Source organism: Thalassorhabdus alkalitolerans (assembly GCF_042656525.1).
In the GTDB taxonomy this organism is placed as follows: Bacteria; Bacillota; Bacilli; order Bacillales; family Marinococcaceae; genus Thalassorhabdus; species Thalassorhabdus alkalitolerans.
Genome location: NZ_JBHSOZ010000003.1, coordinates 44,005 through 66,100, shown reverse-complemented (window position 1 = coordinate 66,100; position 22,096 = coordinate 44,005). Strand labels below are relative to the sequence as shown.

Genomic DNA, 22,096 nt, shown 5'->3' with positions numbered 1-22,096 from the left:
CTGCACAAAAGCACTATTTCCTTGTACCTGTTAGAATAAATTACAATTTATAAGAAATAAAATAATTTTGAATATTATTTGAAGTTTATTGGCAAAGTTTGTCATTGGGGGTATAATTGAATTGTAATCTTCATACGAAGGGGTGAGAAGCATGAATGAAATCCCAAATATTTATTTGGCATTGGTGGAAAGCTATGACAACGCCTACGACGTCTATCTTGTGAATAACACGGAACATCTTATCGATCAAGCTAACAGATCTATAGGAGGCCAATATGATGATGATTTCAAAACAAGCTCCGACAACTTAATTTTTGAGTTCGGCTCCCTTGGCCCCTACAGTTCTGTTAAAATAGATCGTTTAGAATTCTTCGACTTTCAATTTGTAAATCCTTATCGAATGACTTTTGTACAAGCGGGCCAGGAAACGAAGAAAACCTTTATTGTTTCCAAATACCTTAACGAACATCCTTCAAGCCCATATATTCTTCCTGAAGAACAAAAGTCCGGGTATCTTGTAGAATAATCCTGTAATTAATTATTTTGTTACTCTAATGAAGACCACTTTTAAGTAGTTACCTTCCTTAAAGTCCGCTGTTGTTTTGAAGTCTGAAGGCAATGAAAATTCCTCTTCTAGTTTAAATTTTCTGCCCATTTCTTTGAATGCTTTTTCAATAAATCCTTTGAACTTTTCCATTCCAAAGCCGCTGTAATTAGTTGAAGCTACAATAACGCCATTTGTTTCTGTAATAGCTACCGCATCTTTGACCAGATTTTTGTAATCTTTCGCTGCGCTGAAACGATTCTTTTTTGAGCGGGCAAAGCTTGGGGGATCAAGGATAACCATACCAAACTTCAATTGTTTTTTTACCGCGTATTTAAAATAATTAAATACGTCCATCACTTTAATGTCATGCGCTTCATGATCGATGCCATTTACACTGAACTGCTCTATTGTTTTAGGCAGGCTGCGGTTAGCAAGGTCCACACTGGTTGTCTTTTCTGCTCCCCCAAGAGCTGCGTAAACGGAAAATGCGCCCGTATATGAAAACGTATTTAATACGGTTTTGCCCGATGCATACTTGTCTCGAATCTTTTTTCTCACTTCCTTTTGGTCAAGAAATATCCCGGTCATTGGTCCTTCATTTAAATAAACGGCGAAGCTGACTCCGTTTTCCTTTACTACAAGAGGAAACTCGCCCCGCTCCCCTTTTATAAAATCATCATCTTCAATGTATTTTCCTTCTGTATTGAACCGTTTCTTTTCATAAATACCTGTATATTCTACAAGCTTCTCAAGAGCATGGAGGATTATACTTTTAAATTGATATATTCCTTCACTGTACCAGCTTATTACGTAATACCCATCATAATAATCAATTGTCAGCCCGCCAATCCCGTCACCTTCCCCGTTAAACACGCGGAAAGCTGTTGTATCATCTTTATCAAAGAATATGGCTCTTTGGTTTAGAGCTGAGCTGATCTTTTTTTCAAAAAAATTAAAATCAATGAATTCCTTTTCTTTTCGAGTAAGCACCCAGCCATACCCTTTATTTTGGCGTCCATAATAGCCTCTTCCAATAAAGCTTCCTCTCTCATCTACAAGGCGGATCAAGGAACCCTCTTCCTTAAGGTCTTGTATATTAACAATGGCTTCCTTTGTTATCAAAGGATAACCGCCTTTCATTTTTCCTGCCTGCTGATTCTCGATGGTAAGGGTAATTTCCTCTGCCATGTTATATCATCCTAACGTAGAGTTTTATGTATAGGTAAGTTCTAAGCTCGGGTTTCATTATAATATAACTTCTGTGATCACTTCCACTTCGTTACATTCCCTTTTTTTCACACTCAAACAAAAGCGTGCGACTAGTTAATGGAGAAAGGCAATGTTTTAGAATACTTAAAGAGGCAGGAAGCATAAGGAGGGGACCACTTATGTTACTAGATATTTATATCGGTACATTAGATGATAGCAGTTTCTCATATGAAGGTGGAAATTGGAGCGGCAATATTCCTAAGAAGATAAGCCCATGGTTTCCAGAAGGCCACAAAGCATTTAGACTCCTTTTGGAAAAAATAAAAAATAATGAGTTCGTAGGAAGACAAGTTGATTGGGGAGGTTGGGCTGCTATTGTCACTCCAGACATAATCTGTCTGTTCCTTAACGAGCTTCCAGCCAGTGAAAAACGGAGCCAGTTACTCAGGTTTGCAAAAGAGCAGCTAAACCAGCAGAAAGAGTATGTACTTGTTGGCATAGAGTCGTAGCCATGCTGAAAAGCCCTTGTTTCTTTTAAGGAATCAAGGGCTTATTATGGCATTACGCCTGCACTATTTTCAATACGTTGCTTTGGATTCTTTAATTCATGTAAGTACCCTCTACCTTGTATTCAATATCTCCGTTATCTAACACTAAAGCCGAAATTTTTTTGATCCGAAGGTTTACTTTTCTATCTTCGATTATAAGTTCGCACTGATCATTATGATTTATTTCAATTCCAGAGACAAATTCAAGTTCCACAGTTCCCGGTACTAATTTTCCTTTTCCATAAATCGCTCCTCCGCCAAGCTGGAGCTGATAAAACTTTTCTCTATAGGGCACCGTGTGCTCAATGACCTTACCTTCCACGATCACGTTTTTATTTTTGAATAATAGTACAGACATAATAATAACTCCTTCCTATTTTTCAAAATATTCTTCTTGGTAGCTCTCTTATTCCCTGATTAAAACAGAATATAACATTATTCGTTTGACAAAATAACACAAGAATTTTCGCAGTTATTTTTTGGATGTAAGATGATCTCGTCCTTTTTGTTTAATGATTCTTTTTTAAAATAATTTTTTATTACGGTAAGTGAAATTTTTTAAATGAGAACCTCTCCTAGGCAATACCTCTTTTAAAAGCTATAAGCAAGCACTACCTTTGGTTTATTTTTCCTCTCAGTGCTTTTAAAAACAAAAAAACCGGGAAAGGAGCTGTATCCAGAAAAAAGGAGGAATACGTAATGAAATCAATTAAACTGGCAGCAGCTTCTTTCTTTGCATTGTTGTTCTTTGTTTCATCCGCTAACGCTTCCGATGCCTGCGCCTGCAGTGAACCTTATGAAGTGAAGCCCGGAGACACGCTCTATTCGTTAGCCCAGCAATACGGAGTGACGGTCGAGCAAATCCAAAATAAAAACTCTATGGGAACATCTACTTATATTATTGCTGGAGAGGATATTCTCCTTCCTCCGGAACCAATAGAAGATGCTGAGGCCCAGGAACCTTCCGCTGAACCAGATTCTGCGGTATATGTTGTCGAAAGCGGTGATACCCTTTATAACATTGCCCAGTCAGAAGGCACGACAGTACACGCCCTGCAAACTAACAACGATATAGAAAGTGACGTAATTTTCCCCGGCCAGGAATTAACTATTCAGTAAATGATAAGAGGAGGTCCCCAAATACTTGAGGACGTCCTCTTTTTTGTTTGAGCGCCCCTTTACACCCTGACACACAAAACATAACTTGCCCCTTTTGGACATACATTGAGGTAATGGAAGGGGGGCTGTTATGAATTTTTTTTATGAATATGGATGGCTGCTGTTCCTAGCGGCCGAAGTCCTGACATGGGGAGCTGCCCTGTCATTATTTTTCAGCCGCTATTTCCTTTCATCGAGGTTTCTTACTCATGTCTCGATTGTCAGTATTCTTGCGTTAACTTCTTTTCAACTTTATTTAGTAGGAGTCGATTACTATATAAATCAAGAAGTTTCCTTTACCCAGGTACTCATGATCCTTTTTATTTTTTATGCGGCCACCTTTGGAAAATCATACATTTCACGCATTGATAGGTACATGAAGCAGAAGTTTGAAAACAGAGATACATCCTGGAAGACTTATCTGCCATTTTCTCTGAAATTTCAGCCCGAAAGAAAACGGCAGCAACTGTTTTACCTCCACACAGCTGTATTTCTTTCTCTCCATTTATTATTGCTTCCTATGACAAACAGCTCTTTACCGGCCTGGGAATGGTCTTTCTATACTGGATGGTTGAGCCAGCCTCACCTCGGGTTCTATCCCCATTACTCATTTAATATTTTCAGTTATGTCTGGAGAATCATCTATATGATTGATGCTTTCTTTTTTCTTTGTTTTTCATGGTTTCCTGCGCTGACTCAAAGACTTGGATCTCGCTTATAGAAGGGTCGGCGAGCATTATCCCGGCATCATAACACCAATCAGTCAGTATGATTTAACAGCCTTAAAACCCCTGACAAATCAGCGCTTTCTATATCAGGTCTTACGTCAAGCTCTTCAAGGGGCAAGTGCTTCCGGTTCACCCAGGCTGTACGAAATCCAAAGGCGGACGCTCCAATGATATCCCAGCCATTTGCAGAGACAAATAATACTTCATCTCTTTTTACATTCAAGTTCCTGAGAACTGACTGGTAAGATGCGGGCACAGGTTTATATTGTTTATAATCATTTACACTGATAATTTTGTGAATAAGAGAAGAGATCACAGATTGGCTTACAAGAGGTTCAATCATATCCCGGGAGCCATTGGAAAAAATCACACGCTGATAATCATTCAGCCCTTCGAGCACCCCTTTGGCTTCCTGAAAGACGTCTAGATTCAGATATTCATTGCGTAATGCCTGCTCGTCACTTTCACCTAACTCAAGCTCTAATTCTTTACACGTATATCGCAAGCTATCTGTAGTGACTTTTGAAAACGGCTCATAGATACCCATAAGCTGACGTAAAAACGTGTATTCAATTTGCTTTTGCCTCCATCTTTCACTTATCTCCCTTCCGTTTCCCGGAAATAATTGCTCTGCCTTCTTTTCCACTGAGTGTACATCAAAAAGAGTTCCGTATGCGTCAAAAACAATCGCTTGAACCATATTACTCTCCCTCCATGCTGTTTCTTTTCCTCGCGTTCAGAAATTACCTTTTACAATGTTCGAGTCTTTCCCGATAAAAACCTTCTATTGGATGTGACCATCACTCCATAAGAAGGTTTTCTTTGTTTTTTGTTTGCTTGCTTACATATCACGATACCTGTGAAAGGACTGGTTCGTTTTCACATGAAGTCATCTTTGTTTTCAAATCTTACATGATCGTTTTGCTTAGCTTTGGAGGTGTTCTCCAACAGTTTTCCGGCTTTTCAAAAGCCCTTCGGATGAATAGGGGCTTAAGTATGGTCCCTGTCCTATTCCACATTTTAATTCTTTTACTTTTTTGTATTGATAGCCAGTCTTAATCCCATCAGCCTTCACTGTTAAATGAAGTCTTTGACAATGTAAGATAATCGTTTCCATAATCAGTAAGTTGCGATTATTTTCTTCCATTCCTCCTATAATAAAATCGGGTATTTTGACGCCCTGGATTGGAAGGTTTGATAGTTGAGTTAAAAAAGTAGTTCCCGGCTTAAAATCTGTAATAAAAATATTAACTCCCAGGGCTTGAAGTGCTGAAAGCTTCAGCTCAGCTTCCTTTAGATCTTTCATTACGGTGGTGTGCGACAGGTTTATTTCTAACAGCCAGGGACTCAAACCCGTTTGAAAAAAGCTTCTTGTACTTCGTCGACAAATGTACTCTCCTTAAAATGTTTGCTTTCGATCGTCACTATATTTTTTTTACTGCAGCCTTGTTCCTCGCGTTCTTTTCCCAGTGCGCACACTTCCCTCAACATCCAGCGGCTGAAAGGAACAACCACATGGGAGGCAACGTCCTCCTGAAAAAGAAATTGTTCAGGAATTTCTCCTTTTGAAGAGTGACTCCATTCAGGTGTAAACTCTATTCCAATTATCATGTCCGTCTGTAAATTCATGACAGGCACATGTTCAAGAATAGTTTCTGTGCTTTCCAAAGCATTCATTATTTCTCATCCCTGCTTTTCCAGCTCCCGGTCTTGCATGCCAATCTCCTCATCGTAAACAGAATATTGGTTTCTTCCCTTTTTCTTCGCTTCATACATCGCAAAGTCTGCTTTTTTAATTAGCATTTTTACCGTTTCATGCCCATCCTCCCTGGGGAAAGCAATCCCGATGCTTGGTGTGGAAAAGATATTGTGTCCCCTTATGGTATATTTCTTGCTTAACGTTGAAATCATGCGATTCACAAGTGCGAAGGCATCTTCTTTTGTTTTAAGGCCTGTTACCAGGATCGTAAACTCATCTCCCCCTTGCCTTGAAACCATATCATGGGGACGAATGCTGGTTTGCATCCGTTCAGCAGCTGCACATAACAGCATGTCTCCTATTTCATGGCCCAATTTATCATTAATGCATTTAAACCTGTCTAAATCAAGGTACAGGACAGCCATTATTGCTTTTTCCTTTTCAATTTGGTTTAACGCTTCCTCAACTGCCTTCTCAAACTTTATTCGATTGGGAAGACCTGTTAAAGGATCATGGTAGGCCATGCGGGCCATTTTTTCTTCGGATTCTTTAAGGTTTGTTATATCTTTCATAATGCCGTGAATACCTACTACTTTTTCTTCAACAAAAATAGGAATAAAGGTACAGCTTGTGATATACCCTTGATTAGCCTGATTTCGAAACGTCGTCTCAAAATTTTGTGACGCGCCCCCAGCAGCTTTTTCAAAATGAATATAAAAAGCATCTTTTGAAGCGGCCTCTATAAACATGAAAATAGGATTAAGAAGAAGAGATTCTTCCTTTTCACCCGCCAGCCTGGAAAAGGAAGAATTTATCATCGTTATTTCTCCTGATAGATTTAAAGAATAAACTGGATCAGGATGATTTTCAAAGATGGAACGGTACCTCTGTGTACTGATTTCTAACTGTTTGTTCTGCTTGTTAAATTCATGTAAAAGTTTCCGGCTTCCTAACAGAGCGAGAACCTGTCTTAGCATTATTAGAGATATGACCAGGCTGATTCCTATGGTAAGAGAGTTTACTTCTGAACCGTCTGAAGCGATAAAGACAATAATAAGTATGACAGTACTTCCATATGGAAGTATCACTTCCCTTATAATAAATTGACTTTGAACCCCTTGATGGATTGCACTCTCCTTCATCCTGTCTGTTCTGTACATATAAGCTGAATACCCTATTAAGAACAAAGCCAATGTAAACAAAGGATCAATCAGGCTTCCTGTCATATACGCTTCTGCAGCCATCAAATATAATAATAAAGCATCTGCAAGTGTAAAGAGGACTATGCCTGTTGTTAAAACATGTAGACAAATCCTGAAATACGAATCCTTCGAACGGAAATACACTAAAAGGACTCCAAACAAAATCGCCAAATCAGCTGCCGGATAGCCTATATAAATAAGAAGAAAAAGGTCCCCGCTTTCTCGAGTTGCAATAATATCTCTAATGATAAAATGATAGGTAAAAGTAAAGGCTGTTATCATTACAATCGTCATCTCTATTAAAAAGCGAGCATTATGGACAATTTTATTCTTTTGAAGCAAAAAATAAACAAATGCGGTTATAAAACAAATGACCTGCAGGAAATAAAAGTAGTCAGCTGGCCCGGGAAAAGTGATGCCCTCTTGCAAAACTGATTCCACGTAAAACCAGTAGACCTCTCCAATAAAATAAATAAATGTGCCGGTTCCAAGAAAGAACCAGAAGGGTTTTATCCAGCGTTCACTTCTCGTGTAGGCATGAAATATTGTTAGTGCTGCAAGGAATGGTCCAACCATTGCAAAAACACTTTGGATGAGCAAGGATGAATGGGAACCAGGAGTCAAAAAAAGTATCGCTACGTAGTATGTTATGATATACACTGCTATGAAAATGATAGGGAAGACGTGAGCAGATCTTATCATTGGCACCCCCACCCTTTCTTTTATAGGTAATTATTACTGTGTCTTTATTCCCATTATACAATATATGGTTATGACAATGTAAAGCAAATTTTCTATTATTTTTGAAAATAAAAAACACAGCAGCCTGAAGGACGCCGTGTTTTTATTCTGATCGTTTTTCCTGCCTATCCAGTGGCAACTGCGTATTTCCCTCCTGGTACAGTTAAGTGATTTTGCACGGCGTGCATAGAAAGCCGGAAGCTGATTAGCCTTATAAACCTTGCGGCCATCCTGAACTCTTCCTGCGCTAAATCCCCCTTGGCGTCTGCCCTTTTCCCTTTTTATCATGATCTCATCTTTTCTTTTTTTGTTTTTCTTTTTAAAGTGATTTCTATCACAAAACCTTTGTTTTGTGATTGCTATACTTTTCTTATGAATAAAGTACAGGATAAAGGAGAGTGATAAGCATGTTGATGGACTTTCTTTCTCATTATCAAATAAATGCTTATGACCTGATCACCTTAAAAGCAAGCAACCAGACTATGAGCATAGACGAATTTATCACTTATATAGAAGATGTAAACAAAAGCAACGCTATAAAAGAACGGTTATTAACTCTCGGGATGTTAATAGATAAAGACAGGATTCTGGCTTATTTAGCAGGCACGGCAGAATTATTCTTGCAGCACAGCAATCTAACTGTCCAGAAGCAATGGACATAGCAAGGGAGAGCTTTTTATGGATTCTTGTTTTGAACAGGATTTACAGATGATAAAAAAAGAGACAAATAGTGACTTTGCCGCTATTGCCTGGACTGAGGAAGGGGGCAAAACCCACCGCTGGAAGGATGCTGTCGGCTTTTCAAATGACAGATATAAAAATATTTGCAAAAGAAATGGCTCAGGTCTTGCAGGTGTAATCTTTACTGCAGGAAGGCCGTTTCGATTAGATAGTGAGAATCCCAATTTAGAGCGTAAGAGGCTGGAATCTCCAATTATGCTTGCAGAGAACCTTTTTGCCGCAGCTGCTGTGCCAATTAAAATGAATGATAAAGTAAAAGGAATTCTTCTCGTCGGAAGCCGGGCTGAAAGACTTTATACGAAGTCGGACCTCTCCCATATGACCAAAACTGCAGAAAAAATCGGTGCCTGGCACCCTGCTCGAATGTCATAAAAAAATGGCAGAATCCTTCTTATGAAAGGATTCCACCGTTTTTTTCTGTTACAGCTGAATCGGGTGCCAGGTACCAGGAAGAAAATTCCATTATTTCAAGAATGTCTTCTTCGGAAATATGGAGCATGCGTGCAATTTCGGCAACATATGGGCTTTTTGATTCTCTTGTAACCAGTACATCGTTTGTTTCTTTTATATCCCTGGGGCTTGGCAATGCTTGCCCCTGCAGTTCTTTTCTTTTATGTTTCATACGCTTTAAAGCGTTTATTCTTATGACTGCCATTACATCTTTTTTGCTGTAGGTCTGGCATGCCTGCAGCTCTTCAATAGAAAAATACATTCCAGCTGATCGGTACAGCGGTATTTCCTCCGTTGATTTGGCAAAGGTTAAAGCAAGGTGTTCAATCTCTTTTTCTACTTCAAGCATTATATACAAAGGTGCACCAATAGAATCAAGAGCCAGCGCTTCAGATGGAATCATCCCCATTGTTTTCCTCCTTTTTTTACCTTTATCTTCATCTTAAGCAAAGAATATATAATATCTAGTGAGAAATGTCACTTTTAGTAAAAAAAGGTACTTATCTCCTACAAACAACCACCTGGACTCCTGGGCCCTCTGTCATATAATAGCGTTCAACACTTTCATATCATCTGTTTTTCTTTCAGAATATTACAAGTGCCTTGGGTGTTATGCACCCTGATAGCGGTTTGGAGGCAGGCCGGTTACGTGTTCCAGAGTGATGACAAAGGTAAACCCTGCCATAGGCTGTTCTTTTTTCTCCTTTTCTGTCAGCTTCACATCGGCTGTAGTGACAAAAAGCTGATTTAAGTCCTTCCCCCCAAAAGTACAAGACGTTACCAGGGAAACGGGAAGATTAATTTCTTCCTGTTTTTCTCCTGTATCAGGATCCCACCTGCTGACTTTTCCACCTTCAAAGTGAGCAATCCACAGTTTCCCTTCTGAATCAATTGTCATACCATCTGGTTTTCCTTTTTCCTCAGTAAAATCAATCACAGGCCGAGGCGTAAAAATATCTCCAGTCTGGAATTCATAGTTAAACACGACAACCTGCTGTTCAGGAGTGTCTATATAGTACATGCAATTCCGGTCTCTATTCCAGGCCAGCCCATTAGAAACTGTGACAGGGGAATGCATTTTTCTCACTTTCCGTCTTTTATTGAGACAATATAAGGCTGCGGCTCCTTTCTCCCTCGTTAAGGAGATGGTTCCTGCCCAAAATCGTCCTTCCGTATCACATTTTCCATCATTAAAGCGGTTATTGGATTTCTCTTCTTCCGGGTCTGAAAGAAAGTGAAAATCGTGGTTATCCATATCAACGATATAAAATCCATGCTGCATCGCTGCTACGAGTTTTCCTTGTGAAGTAGGAGCTACCGCTCCCACCATCTGTCCTGTCTTCATGGAACGAACCTTTCCATTTTCTGGATTGTACTCATGAATCCGCTCCCCGGTAATGTCCACCCAGTATGCTTTCTTTTTTTCATCATCCCAGATCGGACTTTCTCCTAATTCTGAATGGTGGGCAATGACCTGGGCATCCACTTCTCTCTGCCTCACGTTGCATTTCACCTCTCTCCTTGATGTCCATTTACCAATCTCTTTTCACACCATTCCCAAGAGAGGAAGGATTTAACCGGTATTTCTCCATAACATCCTTTTCTCCGGGTTCAAATAACGTAAAATATTTTTAGTTTAAAACATTTGACAGCAGCGCATAAAAAAACGCGGCTCTGAAAAGCCGCGTTTGTCAGGAGGGTGGACTATTTTATCTTTGAAAATTACACAGTAGCTCGTCTGCGAATGGTTAACAGCACTGCAGCCCCTGCGGCAGCTAATGTGCCCATAAGCACCATGAAAGGATTAGCTGTCGCTGTTGCAGGAAGGGCTCCTCCCTCTTCTTCAGAACCATTGTCCTCTTTTACCGGTGCTGCTGCCTCTGCATCTTCCTCAGATGCTTCTTCCTCTGTGCCATCTTCTTCTGTTGCTTCTTCAGCAGCATCCTCTTCTTCTACTGCCTCTTCTTCCTCAGTGGCATCTTCTGTTGTGTCTTCCTCGGTTGTACCAGTCATGGCTTCTTCATGAGCCGTGAATTCTGCTTCATAGTCTGGAAGAGTCAGGCTTTCACATGGGATACCGTCACTGTCACCATCCAGGCCATGTGGATCATTTTGAGAATGATACCCATTAGATTCCCAGAAGTCCCATACTTCAGAACCGGAATTAAAGTCCCCGCAGTTTCTGTCCTGAGCTCCTGCCGGCAATGCAAAAGCCAGAGCGGCCATCAATAAAAATACAAAACCAAATAACGAGATTGATAGTTTTTTCACCATAACTTATAACCCCTTTATTAAGTATTTAGTCCACCCCTTCTTTCATCCTATCAATCTACTACCTTATTTTACAAGTAATATACTAATATGGCATGAAAGATTATATTTCCCAATTTTTCGCTAGTTTAATAGATATGTTTTTTTCCTTACTGAAATGAACTTTCTTCACCGTTTTCTGGAAAATTCCTGCATACAGTCCTGCCTGAAATAAGAGCATGGAAATCTTCTTCCGTTCCTTGGTATAATAGAGGAATTACAAACTTCTCAAGGAGTAAGATATGTTTCCACTAACCTTAGACGACATTAAAAACCTGGCAGGTGTTCCCATTTACTCTAGGGGCCTCACTTATTATCAAAAAGGCTCTGTCCATAAATTTAATATAGATACAGAAGAAGAAGAAACAATCGTAACTGCAAAGGTTACGGGCAGGAGGATCTATGAGGTTGACTTGTTTCTAGAGCATAGGACCGGCCAGGTATCAGGACATTGCAGCTGTCCGGCAGCTGAGATGATGGATACCTGCAAACACATGACTGCTGTGCTGATTAAAGCTGTGAATGCTTTCTCACATGACGATATGCTTCCATACGAGACAGATCCTCTCGTAAATAGAGCAACGGTATCCTACGATCCTCACGTGAGTGAATCATTTACTGAAGAAATTATTTCCCAGCTGACAGATGAACAAGATCCTTCTTTCCATCCTGAGATCCCTTTAACAGTCCAATTCACAATCAAGCCGGATGTGGGAATCACGTACTGGAACAAAGGGACTTTTTCCTTGCGGTTAAAGGCAGGTACGAACAGCAAGCTTTACGTGGTGAAAAACGCTAAAGATTTTCTTGAATCAATAGCCGAGAAAAGAAATCACTATTTTACACCTTATTTCACTTATGATCCGAGTGAACATTATATTGCTGAGCCTTTAGGGCAGTTTTTACAGCTGCTGAAAGAAATCTCTGATCATAATGACTGGTACGGTGAAGACCACTATCGTTACAGCTCGAAAAAGGATGAAATCAATATCCCTCCTATGTTTTCTCAACAGACAATAGACCATCTACTCACCTTAGAGGAAGTCTATGTCCAAGACGACAGGGATTTTTTTCCTTTACAGGTAAAAGAAAGAACCTTCCCTCTTTTGTTTTATGTAAAAAAGGAGAACGATTATATTGTTCTTTCCCTTTCCGATTCATATAAAATCCTAACAAGCCTGGAAGGGACAGACTTTATAATGGATCAGGGAATCTTTTACAAAGTAAATGAAGAGCTTCAATTTTCTGCTTTTTCTCTATATAAAGCCATAAAGAAAACCCGCTCCTCCTCCATGGCTCTTACAAGGCCTCAGTTTGAGAAGATAGCGGGTACCGTGATTCCTATTTTAGAAAAATACAACCTTATCCTTCTTGACCAAAACATTATGACTAACATCCAAACAGAAAAGTGTAACCCTGTTGTAGACATTGAAAAAGACGGAAGCCAGCTGCTTGCTCGTTTGTCGTTTCAATACGGAAGACAAGTCATCTATCCATTTGAAGAACGAGAGGATCAAGAGGTCCTCATTGCACGTGACATGAAAACAGAGCGAAAAGTAGTCTCATTAATTGAAGAGGCCTATTTCCATTGGAACGGCAGTAGATTATCCTTAAACGGTGATGAAAACATCGGGCGTTTCTTTTACCGCATCCTTCCTGACTTAAGAAAACATGCAACCGTTACGCTTTCCGACGAAGCAGAAGAGATGATTGCCTATGAGCTTCCCGACTCTGTCCTTACTTTTGATATTGACCCTTCTAATCAATGGTTTGAAGTCAGCTTCAGAACAGATGATATTTCCGGAGATGAAATAGAGTCTATTTTATCTTCACTGAAAGAAAAAAAGCATTATCATACAACAAAAGAAGGAAAAATCATGTCTTTGGATCAAGATCATTGGAAAGATACCTTGCATTTTTTAGAGAGGACAGGGCTGCATCCGGAAAGCTTAGCTGACGGTCCTTCACTCCTTCCAAAGTATCAGGCTCTTGAAGCAGATGAACTTGCGAAAGGAAAGGGGTCGTTTCACCGCTCTCAGGCATTTGAAACGTTAGTTCAGTCCATTCTCCACCCGGAAACAACAGAGCATAGGATCCCGGCCTCCCTGAATGCCGAGCTTAGAGATTACCAGCTCAGAGGTTTCCAGTGGCTGAAATCTTTGTCTCATTACGGTTTTGGCGGGATATTGGCTGATGATATGGGTCTTGGGAAAACTGTACAGGCCTTAAGCTTTATTCTGTCTGAACAAGAAGAAAAGAAAACCGGACTTCCCTTTCTCGTGGTCACACCCTCTTCTCTTCTATATAACTGGGAAAGAGAAGGGCAGACGTTTTCTCCCTCTCTGCGAATAAAAGTAATAGCCGGAAGTAAAGAAGAGAGAAAAGAGATGCTCAGTGATCTTACAGACACAGATGTATGCATAACTTCCTACCCTCTCTTACGAAGAGATACCGATTTATATGAGCCTTTATCCTTTCAGGGACTCCTTTTAGATGAGGCACAGACCTTTAAAAACCATGCTTCACAAACCTTTAAAGCGATCAAAAAGGTAAAAGCCGCCCAGGCATTTGCTCTTAGCGGTACACCTATTGAAAATCGCATGGAAGAACTCTGGTCATTAATGGCGGTAGTTATGCCTGGCCTCTTTCCTGACAGGACAGAATTTAAAAAAGTATCGTTAGACACGATCCACAGAAAAGCGGCTCCGTTTGTCCTCCGCCGGACAAAAAAAGAAGTGTTAACAGAGCTTCCTGATAAAATTGAACAGACACGCTACTCTGAGTTGACGAAGGAACAGCGTAAGCTTTATTTAGCTTACCTTGAGAGAATCCAATCTGAAACAATGCAGCAGTTAAGCACAGAGGGCTTTCAAAAATCCAGGATGCAGATTCTCGGCAATTTAACCAGGCTGCGCCAGCTCTGCTGTCACCCTTCTCTTTTTATAAATGACTACGAAGGCGAGTCGGGAAAAATGGAAGAACTGATGTCTATACTGGAAGAGTCTCTAGCAAATCAAAGCCGGATTCTTATTTTTTCCCAATTCACCACCATGCTTTCTTTAATTGGAGAAGCCTGCGAGAAAGAAGAAATCTCATACTTTTACCTTGATGGAAGTACACCATCGAGGGAACGGCTTGAATTGGCCAGCCGTTTTAACAACGGAGAAAAGGAAGTGTTTCTTATTTCCTTGAAGGCTGGCGGGACCGGGCTCAATTTGACCGGGGCAGACACAGTCATTTTATATGATTTGTGGTGGAACCCTGCGGTGGAAACTCAGGCTGCCGACCGGGCTCACCGCATGGGACAAAAGCAGGTTGTCCAGGTCCTGAAGATGGTCACTAAAGGAACAATTGAAGAAAAAATCCAGGCTCTGCAGGAAAAGAAAAAATCATTGTTTGACAACCTTATTCAATCAGGAGAAACAAATTTAACCTCACTCTCAGAAGAAGATATAAGAGACATCTTATCCTTGTAGGACGGGCTGGGCCCGTCCTTTTTGTTATGTTACAGAAGCATTACAATCCTTTCGGGTGCCAGGCACCTAAAGAGGGGCGGCGCAGGCTCAGCCGGTTAGCAATAAAGGCTCCTACGGAAAGATTGATGATCATATTAATGATGGGGGGAAGAGCTCCTAATTCTCCGATAAACTCAAAAGCAAGAATAGCCGCAAGTGCTGTGTTGCATAAACCGACGTGAAATAAAACTGCTCTTGCTTCCTCTTCCTTTACTCCTATTTTCTTAGCAATGACGTAGGCGAGCCCCATAGGAAGAACAACCTGTAAAAAGGCAGCTAAGACAATTAGGGGAAGGATCTCTGCTTCTCTTGCAATCGTGTCTTTTCCATCTCCAACGATGGTATGTATGATAAGGAGCAAAGAAACGGATGACCCAAACCTTGTCAGAGACTTGGAGTGTTCTCTGGCCGTTGGGAAAAGGCGCTGAACAATAATGCCAAGAAACAAAGGAATAACCACAATGAATAGAAACGATTGAAGAAGACTTACAAATGATATCGTTACTTGATTTCCTGGAAGCCCTGCCATCGCCAATAAAGTAACAATGGGGCTGATTCCTACATCAAGTAAGGAAGCGGCAATCACAAGTGAGGTATTCCCTCCTGCCAAAAAGGTATAAAGAGTGGCTGCCGTTGCGCTTGGAACCGTCCCTGACAAAATCACTCCTGCCGCTATTTCAGGTCGGCTGGAAAAAAAGAGATAAGCAAGACCGAGGGACACCCCTACCGTTAATGTCCACTTTAACATTGACGCAATAAAAAGCTCTTTTTTCTTTTTTCCCACATCCTTAATTGCTGTGATATCCATGGAAAGCCCGGTAAAAAATATGACGATTCCAAGAAGAACCCCTGGGACCCAGCCAGGAGCATCCCAATAAATAGGGGAAAAATAAGTGAGGATAGCTGCTAAGATGATAAGCAAAGGCAATTTTTTTGAAAGAAATTCAGAGATAAGGTTCATAATTTAATTCCTTTCTTGTTCACATCCACTATGTAAAAAGGAGCTCTTTAGAAACGAGCTCCCTTGCTGCGTAAAACCTAAGGTGTTTTGGCAAACTTTTAAAGCTCCTAGACAGAAAAACGATCATGTCTCTCTGCTTCAACAGGTGTCACTGTACAGCTATGAGCCTGCTGAACAAATGAACTCATTACTTCTTATCTTCAACCATTACTAAAAATCTTTTCTCATCGAAACCGCCTCTGACTCTTGCTTTTTCCTTTCTTATTTCCTCAAGCTTTTCCGGAGAGGCCCCATGTTGATTTGATAAAGCATGGAGAAGTTCAAGAATATCAGCTAACTCATTTAGTGCTTCTTCATCTGTTTCAGCAGATAGATATTCATTTAATTCTTCCTGAAGCTTCTTTTGAGCTTCTTCCTTATACTTCTCGTCTGACAGCTCTTCGGCCTGGTACCCTTTTCCCGACAGCCGGATCATATCAGGAATATGATCACGTACCAGCTTGTTGTAAATTGGCATCCAATCATCCTTTCAAATAATCTGTTCTATAGTATACCTGTTTTTATAGTGTGCGTAACATATCATTTTATCTTCTGGTTTAATACAATTTGCTTTTTCTGTTTTCATTATTCTTTCTCTGAATGAAGAATGATTCCTTTCGATTTGTGACATAGTAAGAAAAAAAGTGGTGATAACAATGTTACGATACAACGTGCCCCGTCTTGTTGTCTGGAGCATGATCCTGACTTCAGTCCTTAACCTGGTAATTATTATGATGACCACCATCCATCACGGACAAGTCAAGCAGCAGTTTCGAGACATCAAAAATATTTTAAAAATAAGGATTCAATAAACAGGAAAAGGAAAAGGAGGGTCTTTTTATTAAGACTCTCCTTTATTACAAACGTGTTACATTCTCATGAGGTGCCAGGCACCCGTTTCTCGTGTTCCTTGCGTATTTTTTTAATTCTTCGATACATTGTTTTGTCGGTGAGCTTATTGAAATTTCTAATGCCAGGGCACAAATTCCCTTCGATGACCCACACGTGTCCCCCTTTATCCACTCCGATATCAAAGCCCATGATGGTATGCTTTTTCCACCGTACAGCCAGTCTTTTGGCAGCGAGTAATGAGACTCGTTCTGCTTCTTCCATTATTTTTTTTCTGCTGACTGACGGATCGATGCTCGCTTTTTTTAATGCTTCGGGAACGGGCAGAATTATACCCTTGCTTATTTTGTTATTCGTTACAATATAGCCTTTTCCAGCAACCTTTGTTACCATCCCGGTCGCTTCCCAGTTTTTCGTCACTTTTCTTTTTTGAACAATAACCCTGATATCAAAGGGACTGTTATTATATTCGGCCAGATCAATGTATCTTTGAACAATGTAGTTTCGCTGCAGTGGATGTTTCCTGGTACTGATATACTTGTAAATAAATGCCAGCATTTTATCTCTGCTGCTGTATGTGACCTTATGACTTCTTTCCTGAACTTCAAATTTGTTATTTTCAAGCTGTGTTACTTTTAAAATATTTCTCCCTCTTCTTCCAATCACAGGCTTTACCATTACCTGGTTGTATTCTTTTAGAAAATTCAGCAACATTGTATGAGTATATTTTTCCGTAGCTGGCAAATGAGGCTGAAGCTCTTTTCTTTTTTGCATGAGTTGATGCTTCTTCCACTTGCTTCCTCCCGTATATCTCATGCCTCTCCCTCTTTCATGAAGACTCAGCCCGTCCGTTTCATTACAACCCATCTTTTTCATGGATGCAGTTCAAGTATTTTTTACGAGACGGATACTATTACTGTTACTTGGTATGATTACTATACGCTTCAGGAAAAAAACAGTTTAGTGAAAGCAACCAGCCAACAATTCAAAATAGAAAAAAAAGACAACAGCCTTTTCTGGAAAACTAGCTATATTTCTTACGGGGAAATGCAAAGAAGCGCAGACCTGAACGGCCTGCACTTCTTTTCCTAAGATTATTTGGCCACCGTCTGTAAAAGCTCATATAAATTGGACTTTGCTTCAAATCCAATTCCGGGCACATCTGGAAGACTTACGTAACCATCTTCTACCGGATGGTTATCAGCAAATCCACCAAAGGGCTCAAACACTCCCGGATAGGATTCATTTCCTCCAAGTCCCAGACCTGCCGCAATATTCAAGGACATTTGGTGCCCTCCATGAGGAATACACTGTCTTGGCGACCATCCATAATCACCAAGCATATCAAGAATTCTTAAATATTCTACGAGTCCATAGCTGAGTGCACAATCAAATTGGAGAATATCCTTGTCTGAGCGCATTCCACCGTAGCGAATAAGATTGCGGGCATCTTGCATGGAAAATAAATTTTCTCCGGTGGCCATCGGGTTTTTGTAATACTTTGCAAGCTCAGCCTGTAATTCGTAGTCAAGGGGATCACCTGCTTCTTCATACCAAAACAGATCATACGGCTCCAGTTCTTTGGCATATTCAATTGCCGTTCCTAAATCAAAACGGCCGTTAGCATCAACAGCCAGATTCTTCCCTGATGGCACTACGTCAAGCACCGCTTCAATTCTCTTTATATCTTCCTTTAAAGAATCTCCTCCTATTTTCATCTTTACGACATTGTAGCCAAGATCCAGGTAGCTTTTCATTTCTTCCTGAAGCTTATCCAGTCCTTTATCAGGCTGATAATATCCGCCCGCTGCATAAACAAAAACCTTCTCATCAACCTGTCCGTTTCGGTATCTGTCAGCAAGCACCTGGTATAACGGCTTTTCTTCTATTTTTGCCACGGCATCCCATACAGCCATATCCAACGTTCCTACTGCAACTGAACGCTCGCCATGTCCTCCAGGCTTCTCTCCTGTCATAAGAACATTCCAAATTTTGTGTGGATCAAGGTTTGTTTCTTCTTCATTTAAGATGTCACCAGGTGATGCATCTAACAGCCTGGGGATAAATCGCTCTCTTAGTATCCCGCTTGGTGCATATCTTCCATTGGAATTAAAGCCATATCCGATTACTGGTTTGCCATCTCTTTCAACATCAGTCACAACAGCCACGACAGAAGCAGTCATTTTACTAAAATCAATATAGGCATTGCTTATGTCAGATTTAATGGGTACTGCCTTTTCTTTAATATCTACAATTTTCATTTTTCTTTCACCTCTGTGTTTATTGTCTCTTGTAGTCACGAAGAGCTGCCTAATTAAATATGCAATATTTGTGCCAACATTTTTAAAACCATGAAAAAAGTGCAGAAACAATACATCCAAGCATTGTGTCTGCACTTTCATTTGCCTATATATTTCATATTTGAAATATCACTTTTCATTATTGAAACTCAACTTCCTCCATAACGTTGATTTACTGATCCTGTATTGTCTGCAGACTTCTTCTTTATCGCCGTCATACTGATCCAGGATTTTTTCCCAAAGTTCTTTTTCCATCAGCTTAATGTCCTGGGTCACTGAGAGCTCAACTTTTGCTGATTTCGTGAGCGGCCTCTTGTTTAACTGTTTTTCAACAAACCCCTTTGAAATATCTTCAGCTGGTGATAACAAAACTAAGCGGTGAACAAAATTTTCAAGCTCCCTTGCATTACCTTTCCATTTATGAGCAAGAAGAGGAGAAAATACATCCTCGCTTTGCCAGCGGAGAGGTTTGCGACCCGACTTCTTCTCTTTTTCAAGAAAAGAAAGCGCTAACGGAACAATATCCTCTTTTCTCTCACGAAGAGGAAGAAGTTCAACCTCTAGTATAGCGAGTCGGTAATAAAGGTCTTCCCTGAATTTCTCCTCTTCTACAAGCTGGGACAGCCTTTGATTGGTTGCACATATCACTCGTACATCCACTGGAGTAATACGGCCGCCGCCAATTCTCTTGACCTCTTTTTCCTGAAGGACACGAAGAAGCTTTGCCTGAAACTCAAGAGAGATTTCACCTATTTCGTCCAGAAATAACGTGCCCCTGTGTGCTAATTCAAACAGGCCTGGTTTTCCCCCTTTTACAGCTCCGGTAAAAGCACCTTCCTCATAACCAAACAGCTCACTTTCAAGAAGAGTTGGTGAAAGAGAAGCACAGTTTATCGAAACAAATGGTTTCTCTTCGCGCTCACTTGCATTATGAATACTCTGGGCAACAAGTTCCTTGCCTGTTCCGCTTTCCCCGTATATCACCACGGTCCCTTCTGATGCGGCAAACAGTGCTGCCTCCTCTAATGCCTCTTTCATTTCTTTATTTTTTGTTACGATATCTGTAAATCGATGCTTTGCTGTGAGTCCTTTCTTATTTAGTTCCTTTCGGATTTCAAGTTCGAGCTTTTGCAGTTTTTTTGTTTCTTCAAAAATAAGGACTGAGCCTTGAAAATTGCCATCTATGTATATGGGGAGGGTAGTGTATATAATTCTTTTGCCTTGAAGTAATTTATTTCTTTGTTCTTTTTTTATATTAATATCCTTAGCCTCAGGGATTGCTTTTCTCACATCGCGGCCTGTTACCTCTTCATTTTCCTTTTTAAAAATATGCTTTGCCGCTTCATTAAAAACAGTAATTCTCCCTTCTTCATTTACTGTAATGACGCCTTCATTTACATAATGAATAACGGCTTCAAGCTCTTTTCTCTTTGCTTGCTCATTTCGCTGAATGGACAGTAAATGCTGTGCGGTATCTAAAGCAGTGTGAAGAGCTTCTTCACCTGATAACAACAGTTCACTGAAAACACCTAGCTTTGTCGCCGCTTTTACAGCCGCTTTATCGCCAATGACAGCTTTCACGTTATTCTTTTCTATCAGACTTTCTATTTTTTTCTTTATCTGTTTTTTGTTTTGATAGCTTTCAAATGTAATTTTAGCATCCTTTGACAAGGAAAGATTTTCTGTGAAGGTCAACAGGTTCTCAGGAGTGACCACGGCAACATCGGTAAACCCTTTATTTACTGTGCTGCTCACTGAACGAAGAACGTCCTTAACCGAGACAGGGATATCAATGACTGGCACACTTCCCTTCTCTCTCAATAAGCGAGCTGTGCCTCCGCGGGAAATAAGAACTTTTGCTCCCCTCACCTTTTCCGGCAAGTCCCTCTCATCCTTTAGGTCTTTTTCCAGGGAAATCAGCGAAAATGGAACATCAGTCTTCAGCCGAAGTCCTTCAAACCGTTCCGCAAGCTCAGCAAAGGGTGTAATCACCACAACGTCTTCCATGAAACTCCTCCTTTCTGACATGTCTATTTATTCTTGCCTTGTAAATGAAAGGCTTTAGAAAGAAGCTCATAAGACCTTATTCTTTTTGCCTTGTCATATATATTTGTTATAATCAACAATTCATCTGTCTGGTAACGGCGGCTCAGGACTAAAAGCTCTTCTTTAACCTGTTCAAGGGTTCCGATAACTGCTCTTTTTCTGTTTTCTATGATTCTTTCCTTGTCATTATCACTCAATAACCTGGCTTTAGCCTCTTCAACAGAAATAATTTGGGTGTTGCCTCCTTTTTCTACAGCTAGCAGCCAGTGATCCTGACTGACAGCAAGCTCCTCAGCTTCCTCTTTGCTTTCTGCACAGACTACGAATACACAGGCATTTACCTTGGGATGCTCCATTCTTGGAGATGGCGTGAAAGATTTCAAATAACTGTTCACTGCTTCTGCCCCGTTATATGGATTAATAAAATGGCCGTACGTAAATCCGGCACTATTCCTCCCTGCTACTTTGGCCCCTCTTTCCGAAAGTCCAAGAACCCAGGTTTCAGGCAGCGTTGAAGTGACTGGGTTGGTGTTAATTCCTTTATAAGGATGGTCATGAGGAAGATTTGAGTCTAAAAAGCCTTGCAAATCAAAGAGCTGGCGGGGAAAATCAATCAAGTTCTTTTTTACTCCGTCAGTAAGGGCTAAGCGTATCGATGGCCCCCCCTCCAGGTGAACGCCCTACCCCTAAATCAATTCGGCCAGGAAAAAGAGCTTCCATTGTTTTGAAATTTTCCGCTACTTTGTAAGGGCTGTACTGGGGAAGAAGTACTCCTCCTGACCCTACCCGTATATGATTAGTATTTGAAGCAATGTGGGTCATCAAGATTTCTGGAGAGGAGCTTGCCAAGCCTGCTGTGCTATGGTGTTCAGCGACCCAGTAGCGGCTGTATCCTAATTGTTCAGCTCGTTGAGCCAGGAAAACAGAATGATTTAGTGCTTGACCTGCACTTTCACCCTTAGAAATAGGAGATTGGTCAAGAATGCCTAACTTCATGTGGACTCCTTTCTTTCCTACGTTTCTATGTGGTTAAGTTTTGATAAAAATAATAAT

The 22,096-nt window shown here is 40.5% G+C and carries 20 protein-coding genes and 2 pseudogenes; 8 read left to right on the top strand and 14 right to left on the bottom strand.

Annotated elements, in window-relative coordinates:
- Positions 1 to 151: 151 nt before the first annotated feature.
- Complete coding sequence (locus tag ACFPU1_RS02940) at positions 152 to 526, top strand: hypothetical protein (protein WP_054635828.1); 375 nt, start codon at positions 152 to 154, stop codon at positions 524 to 526.
- A 12-nt stretch (positions 527 to 538) separates the two neighbouring features.
- Here ACFPU1_RS02940 and ACFPU1_RS02935 read toward each other — a convergent pair whose 3' ends face one another.
- On the bottom strand, positions 539 to 1,735 hold the full coding sequence (locus ACFPU1_RS02935) for a class I SAM-dependent rRNA methyltransferase (RefSeq protein WP_385938419.1): 1,197 nt from the start codon (positions 1,733 to 1,735) through the stop codon (positions 539 to 541).
- A 200-nt stretch (positions 1,736 to 1,935) separates the two neighbouring features.
- Between ACFPU1_RS02935 and ACFPU1_RS02930 the strand changes: the two genes are divergently transcribed.
- Positions 1,936 to 2,265, top strand: coding sequence for a hypothetical protein (locus ACFPU1_RS02930; RefSeq protein WP_385938416.1), 330 nt, complete (start codon positions 1,936 to 1,938; stop codon positions 2,263 to 2,265).
- Positions 2,266 to 2,356: 91 nt separating this feature from the next.
- Here ACFPU1_RS02930 and ACFPU1_RS02925 read toward each other — a convergent pair whose 3' ends face one another.
- Positions 2,357 to 2,662, bottom strand: coding sequence for a hypothetical protein (locus ACFPU1_RS02925; protein WP_385938413.1), 306 nt, complete (start codon positions 2,660 to 2,662; stop codon positions 2,357 to 2,359).
- Between the two features lie 341 nt (positions 2,663 to 3,003).
- Here ACFPU1_RS02925 and ACFPU1_RS02920 point away from each other — a divergent pair, with 341 nt between their 5' ends.
- Together ACFPU1_RS02920 and ACFPU1_RS02915 are read left to right on the top strand one after the other, a co-directional pair.
- Entirely contained in the window at positions 3,004 to 3,423 is a 420-nt protein-coding gene (locus ACFPU1_RS02920; RefSeq protein ID WP_385938410.1) for a LysM peptidoglycan-binding domain-containing protein, read from the top strand.
- 130 nt (positions 3,424 to 3,553) lie between these two features.
- Positions 3,554 to 4,183: a hypothetical protein gene (locus ACFPU1_RS02915; RefSeq protein ID WP_385938407.1), complete on the top strand. Its 630-nt coding sequence runs from the start codon at positions 3,554 to 3,556 to the stop codon at positions 4,181 to 4,183.
- Positions 4,184 to 4,221: 38 nt separating this feature from the next.
- On the opposite strand, the gene ACFPU1_RS02910 is transcribed toward ACFPU1_RS02915, so the two are convergent.
- From ACFPU1_RS02910 to ACFPU1_RS02900, 3 genes and pseudogenes are all read right to left on the bottom strand, one after another.
- Positions 4,222 to 4,890, bottom strand: coding sequence for a haloacid dehalogenase type II (locus tag ACFPU1_RS02910; protein WP_385938404.1), 669 nt, complete (start codon positions 4,888 to 4,890; stop codon positions 4,222 to 4,224).
- Between the two features lie 225 nt (positions 4,891 to 5,115).
- Positions 5,116 to 5,819: pseudogene (locus ACFPU1_RS02905) on the bottom strand (EAL domain-containing protein).
- A gap of 54 nt (positions 5,820 to 5,873) precedes the next feature.
- A complete protein-coding gene (locus tag ACFPU1_RS02900; RefSeq protein ID WP_385938401.1) occupies positions 5,874 to 7,793 on the bottom strand; it encodes a DUF4084 domain-containing protein in 1,920 nt (639 codons plus the stop codon).
- 446 nt (positions 7,794 to 8,239) lie between these two features.
- Between ACFPU1_RS02900 and ACFPU1_RS02895 the strand changes: the two genes are divergently transcribed.
- Together ACFPU1_RS02895 and ACFPU1_RS02890 are read left to right on the top strand one after the other, a co-directional pair.
- Positions 8,240 to 8,494, top strand: coding sequence for a hypothetical protein (locus ACFPU1_RS02895; protein ID WP_054635819.1), 255 nt, complete (start codon positions 8,240 to 8,242; stop codon positions 8,492 to 8,494).
- Positions 8,495 to 8,510: 16 nt separating this feature from the next.
- On the top strand, positions 8,511 to 8,945 hold the full coding sequence (locus tag ACFPU1_RS02890; RefSeq protein WP_385938398.1) for a GAF domain-containing protein: 435 nt from the start codon (positions 8,511 to 8,513) through the stop codon (positions 8,943 to 8,945).
- A 19-nt stretch (positions 8,946 to 8,964) separates the two neighbouring features.
- Here ACFPU1_RS02890 and ACFPU1_RS02885 read toward each other — a convergent pair whose 3' ends face one another.
- The 3 genes from ACFPU1_RS02885 to ACFPU1_RS02875 form a co-directional block, all read right to left on the bottom strand.
- Positions 8,965 to 9,432, bottom strand: coding sequence for a hypothetical protein (locus tag ACFPU1_RS02885; RefSeq protein ID WP_385938395.1), 468 nt, complete (start codon positions 9,430 to 9,432; stop codon positions 8,965 to 8,967).
- Positions 9,433 to 9,633: 201 nt separating this feature from the next.
- The gene (locus ACFPU1_RS02880; protein ID WP_385938392.1) at positions 9,634 to 10,524 is read right to left on the bottom strand and encodes an SMP-30/gluconolactonase/LRE family protein; all 891 of its coding nucleotides are present in this window, start codon (positions 10,522 to 10,524) and stop codon (positions 9,634 to 9,636) included.
- Between the two features lie 221 nt (positions 10,525 to 10,745).
- Complete coding sequence (locus ACFPU1_RS02875) at positions 10,746 to 11,297, bottom strand: excalibur calcium-binding domain-containing protein (RefSeq protein WP_385938389.1); 552 nt, start codon at positions 11,295 to 11,297, stop codon at positions 10,746 to 10,748.
- 278 nt (positions 11,298 to 11,575) lie between these two features.
- Here ACFPU1_RS02875 and ACFPU1_RS02870 point away from each other — a divergent pair, with 278 nt between their 5' ends.
- On the top strand, positions 11,576 to 14,809 hold the full coding sequence (locus tag ACFPU1_RS02870; protein ID WP_385938386.1) for a DEAD/DEAH box helicase: 3,234 nt from the start codon (positions 11,576 to 11,578) through the stop codon (positions 14,807 to 14,809).
- A 40-nt stretch (positions 14,810 to 14,849) separates the two neighbouring features.
- On the opposite strand, the gene ACFPU1_RS02865 is transcribed toward ACFPU1_RS02870, so the two are convergent.
- Complete coding sequence (locus tag ACFPU1_RS02865) at positions 14,850 to 15,809, bottom strand: bile acid:sodium symporter family protein (RefSeq protein WP_385938383.1); 960 nt, start codon at positions 15,807 to 15,809, stop codon at positions 14,850 to 14,852.
- A 187-nt stretch (positions 15,810 to 15,996) separates the two neighbouring features.
- Positions 15,997 to 16,326 carry a pyrophosphohydrolase domain-containing protein gene (locus ACFPU1_RS02860; RefSeq protein WP_385938380.1) on the bottom strand — a complete coding sequence of 110 codons (330 nt, stop codon included), beginning with the start codon at positions 16,324 to 16,326 and terminating at the stop codon, positions 15,997 to 15,999.
- Positions 16,327 to 16,504: 178 nt separating this feature from the next.
- On the opposite strand from ACFPU1_RS02860, the gene ACFPU1_RS02855 reads away from it, so the two are divergent.
- Positions 16,505 to 16,660 (top strand): hypothetical protein, encoded by a 156-nt coding sequence (locus ACFPU1_RS02855; protein WP_385938377.1) that lies wholly within the window; start codon positions 16,505 to 16,507, stop codon positions 16,658 to 16,660.
- 64 nt (positions 16,661 to 16,724) lie between these two features.
- Here the strand turns inward: ACFPU1_RS02855 and ACFPU1_RS02850 are convergent, their stop codons facing one another.
- The 4 genes and pseudogenes from ACFPU1_RS02850 to ACFPU1_RS02835 form a co-directional block, all read right to left on the bottom strand.
- A complete protein-coding gene (locus ACFPU1_RS02850; RefSeq protein ID WP_385938374.1) occupies positions 16,725 to 17,513 on the bottom strand; it encodes a YheC/YheD family protein in 789 nt (262 codons plus the stop codon).
- A gap of 278 nt (positions 17,514 to 17,791) precedes the next feature.
- Positions 17,792 to 18,958, bottom strand: a complete 1,167-nt coding sequence (locus ACFPU1_RS02845) for a mandelate racemase/muconate lactonizing enzyme family protein (protein WP_054635808.1) — start codon at positions 18,956 to 18,958, stop codon at positions 17,792 to 17,794.
- Positions 18,959 to 19,126: 168 nt separating this feature from the next.
- The gene (locus ACFPU1_RS02840) at positions 19,127 to 21,004 is read right to left on the bottom strand and encodes a sigma 54-interacting transcriptional regulator (protein WP_054635807.1); all 1,878 of its coding nucleotides are present in this window, start codon (positions 21,002 to 21,004) and stop codon (positions 19,127 to 19,129) included.
- Between the two features lie 23 nt (positions 21,005 to 21,027).
- Positions 21,028 to 22,039, bottom strand: a pseudogene (locus tag ACFPU1_RS02835) (LLM class flavin-dependent oxidoreductase).
- Positions 22,040 to 22,096: the final 57 nt, after the last annotated feature.

Coding starts and splice junctions, on each gene's coding strand:
- ACFPU1_RS02940 (WP_054635828.1), top strand. CDS start 152: ATGAATGAAATCCCAAATATTTATTTGGCATTGGTGGAAAGCTATGAC.
- ACFPU1_RS02935 (WP_385938419.1), bottom strand. CDS start 1,735: ATGGCAGAGGAAATTACCCTTACCATCGAGAATCAGCAGGCAGGAAAA.
- ACFPU1_RS02930 (WP_385938416.1), top strand. CDS start 1,936: ATGTTACTAGATATTTATATCGGTACATTAGATGATAGCAGTTTCTCA.
- ACFPU1_RS02925 (WP_385938413.1), bottom strand. CDS start 2,662: ATGTCTGTACTATTATTCAAAAATAAAAACGTGATCGTGGAAGGTAAG.
- ACFPU1_RS02920 (WP_385938410.1), top strand. CDS start 3,004: ATGAAATCAATTAAACTGGCAGCAGCTTCTTTCTTTGCATTGTTGTTC.
- ACFPU1_RS02915 (WP_385938407.1), top strand. CDS start 3,554: ATGAATTTTTTTTATGAATATGGATGGCTGCTGTTCCTAGCGGCCGAA.
- ACFPU1_RS02910 (WP_385938404.1), bottom strand. CDS start 4,890: ATGGTTCAAGCGATTGTTTTTGACGCATACGGAACTCTTTTTGATGTA.
- ACFPU1_RS02900 (WP_385938401.1), bottom strand. CDS start 7,793: ATGATAAGATCTGCTCACGTCTTCCCTATCATTTTCATAGCAGTGTAT.
- ACFPU1_RS02895 (WP_054635819.1), top strand. CDS start 8,240: ATGTTGATGGACTTTCTTTCTCATTATCAAATAAATGCTTATGACCTG.
- ACFPU1_RS02890 (WP_385938398.1), top strand. CDS start 8,511: ATGGATTCTTGTTTTGAACAGGATTTACAGATGATAAAAAAAGAGACA.
- ACFPU1_RS02885 (WP_385938395.1), bottom strand. CDS start 9,432: ATGGGGATGATTCCATCTGAAGCGCTGGCTCTTGATTCTATTGGTGCA.
- ACFPU1_RS02875 (WP_385938389.1), bottom strand. CDS start 11,297: ATGGTGAAAAAACTATCAATCTCGTTATTTGGTTTTGTATTTTTATTG.
- ACFPU1_RS02870 (WP_385938386.1), top strand. CDS start 11,576: ATGTTTCCACTAACCTTAGACGACATTAAAAACCTGGCAGGTGTTCCC.
- ACFPU1_RS02865 (WP_385938383.1), bottom strand. CDS start 15,809: ATGAACCTTATCTCTGAATTTCTTTCAAAAAAATTGCCTTTGCTTATC.
- ACFPU1_RS02860 (WP_385938380.1), bottom strand. CDS start 16,326: ATGCCAATTTACAACAAGCTGGTACGTGATCATATTCCTGATATGATC.
- ACFPU1_RS02855 (WP_385938377.1), top strand. CDS start 16,505: ATGTTACGATACAACGTGCCCCGTCTTGTTGTCTGGAGCATGATCCTG.
- ACFPU1_RS02850 (WP_385938374.1), bottom strand. CDS start 17,513: ATGAGATATACGGGAGGAAGCAAGTGGAAGAAGCATCAACTCATGCAA.
- ACFPU1_RS02845 (WP_054635808.1), bottom strand. CDS start 18,958: ATGAAAATTGTAGATATTAAAGAAAAGGCAGTACCCATTAAATCTGAC.
- ACFPU1_RS02840 (WP_054635807.1), bottom strand. CDS start 21,004: ATGGAAGACGTTGTGGTGATTACACCCTTTGCTGAGCTTGCGGAACGG.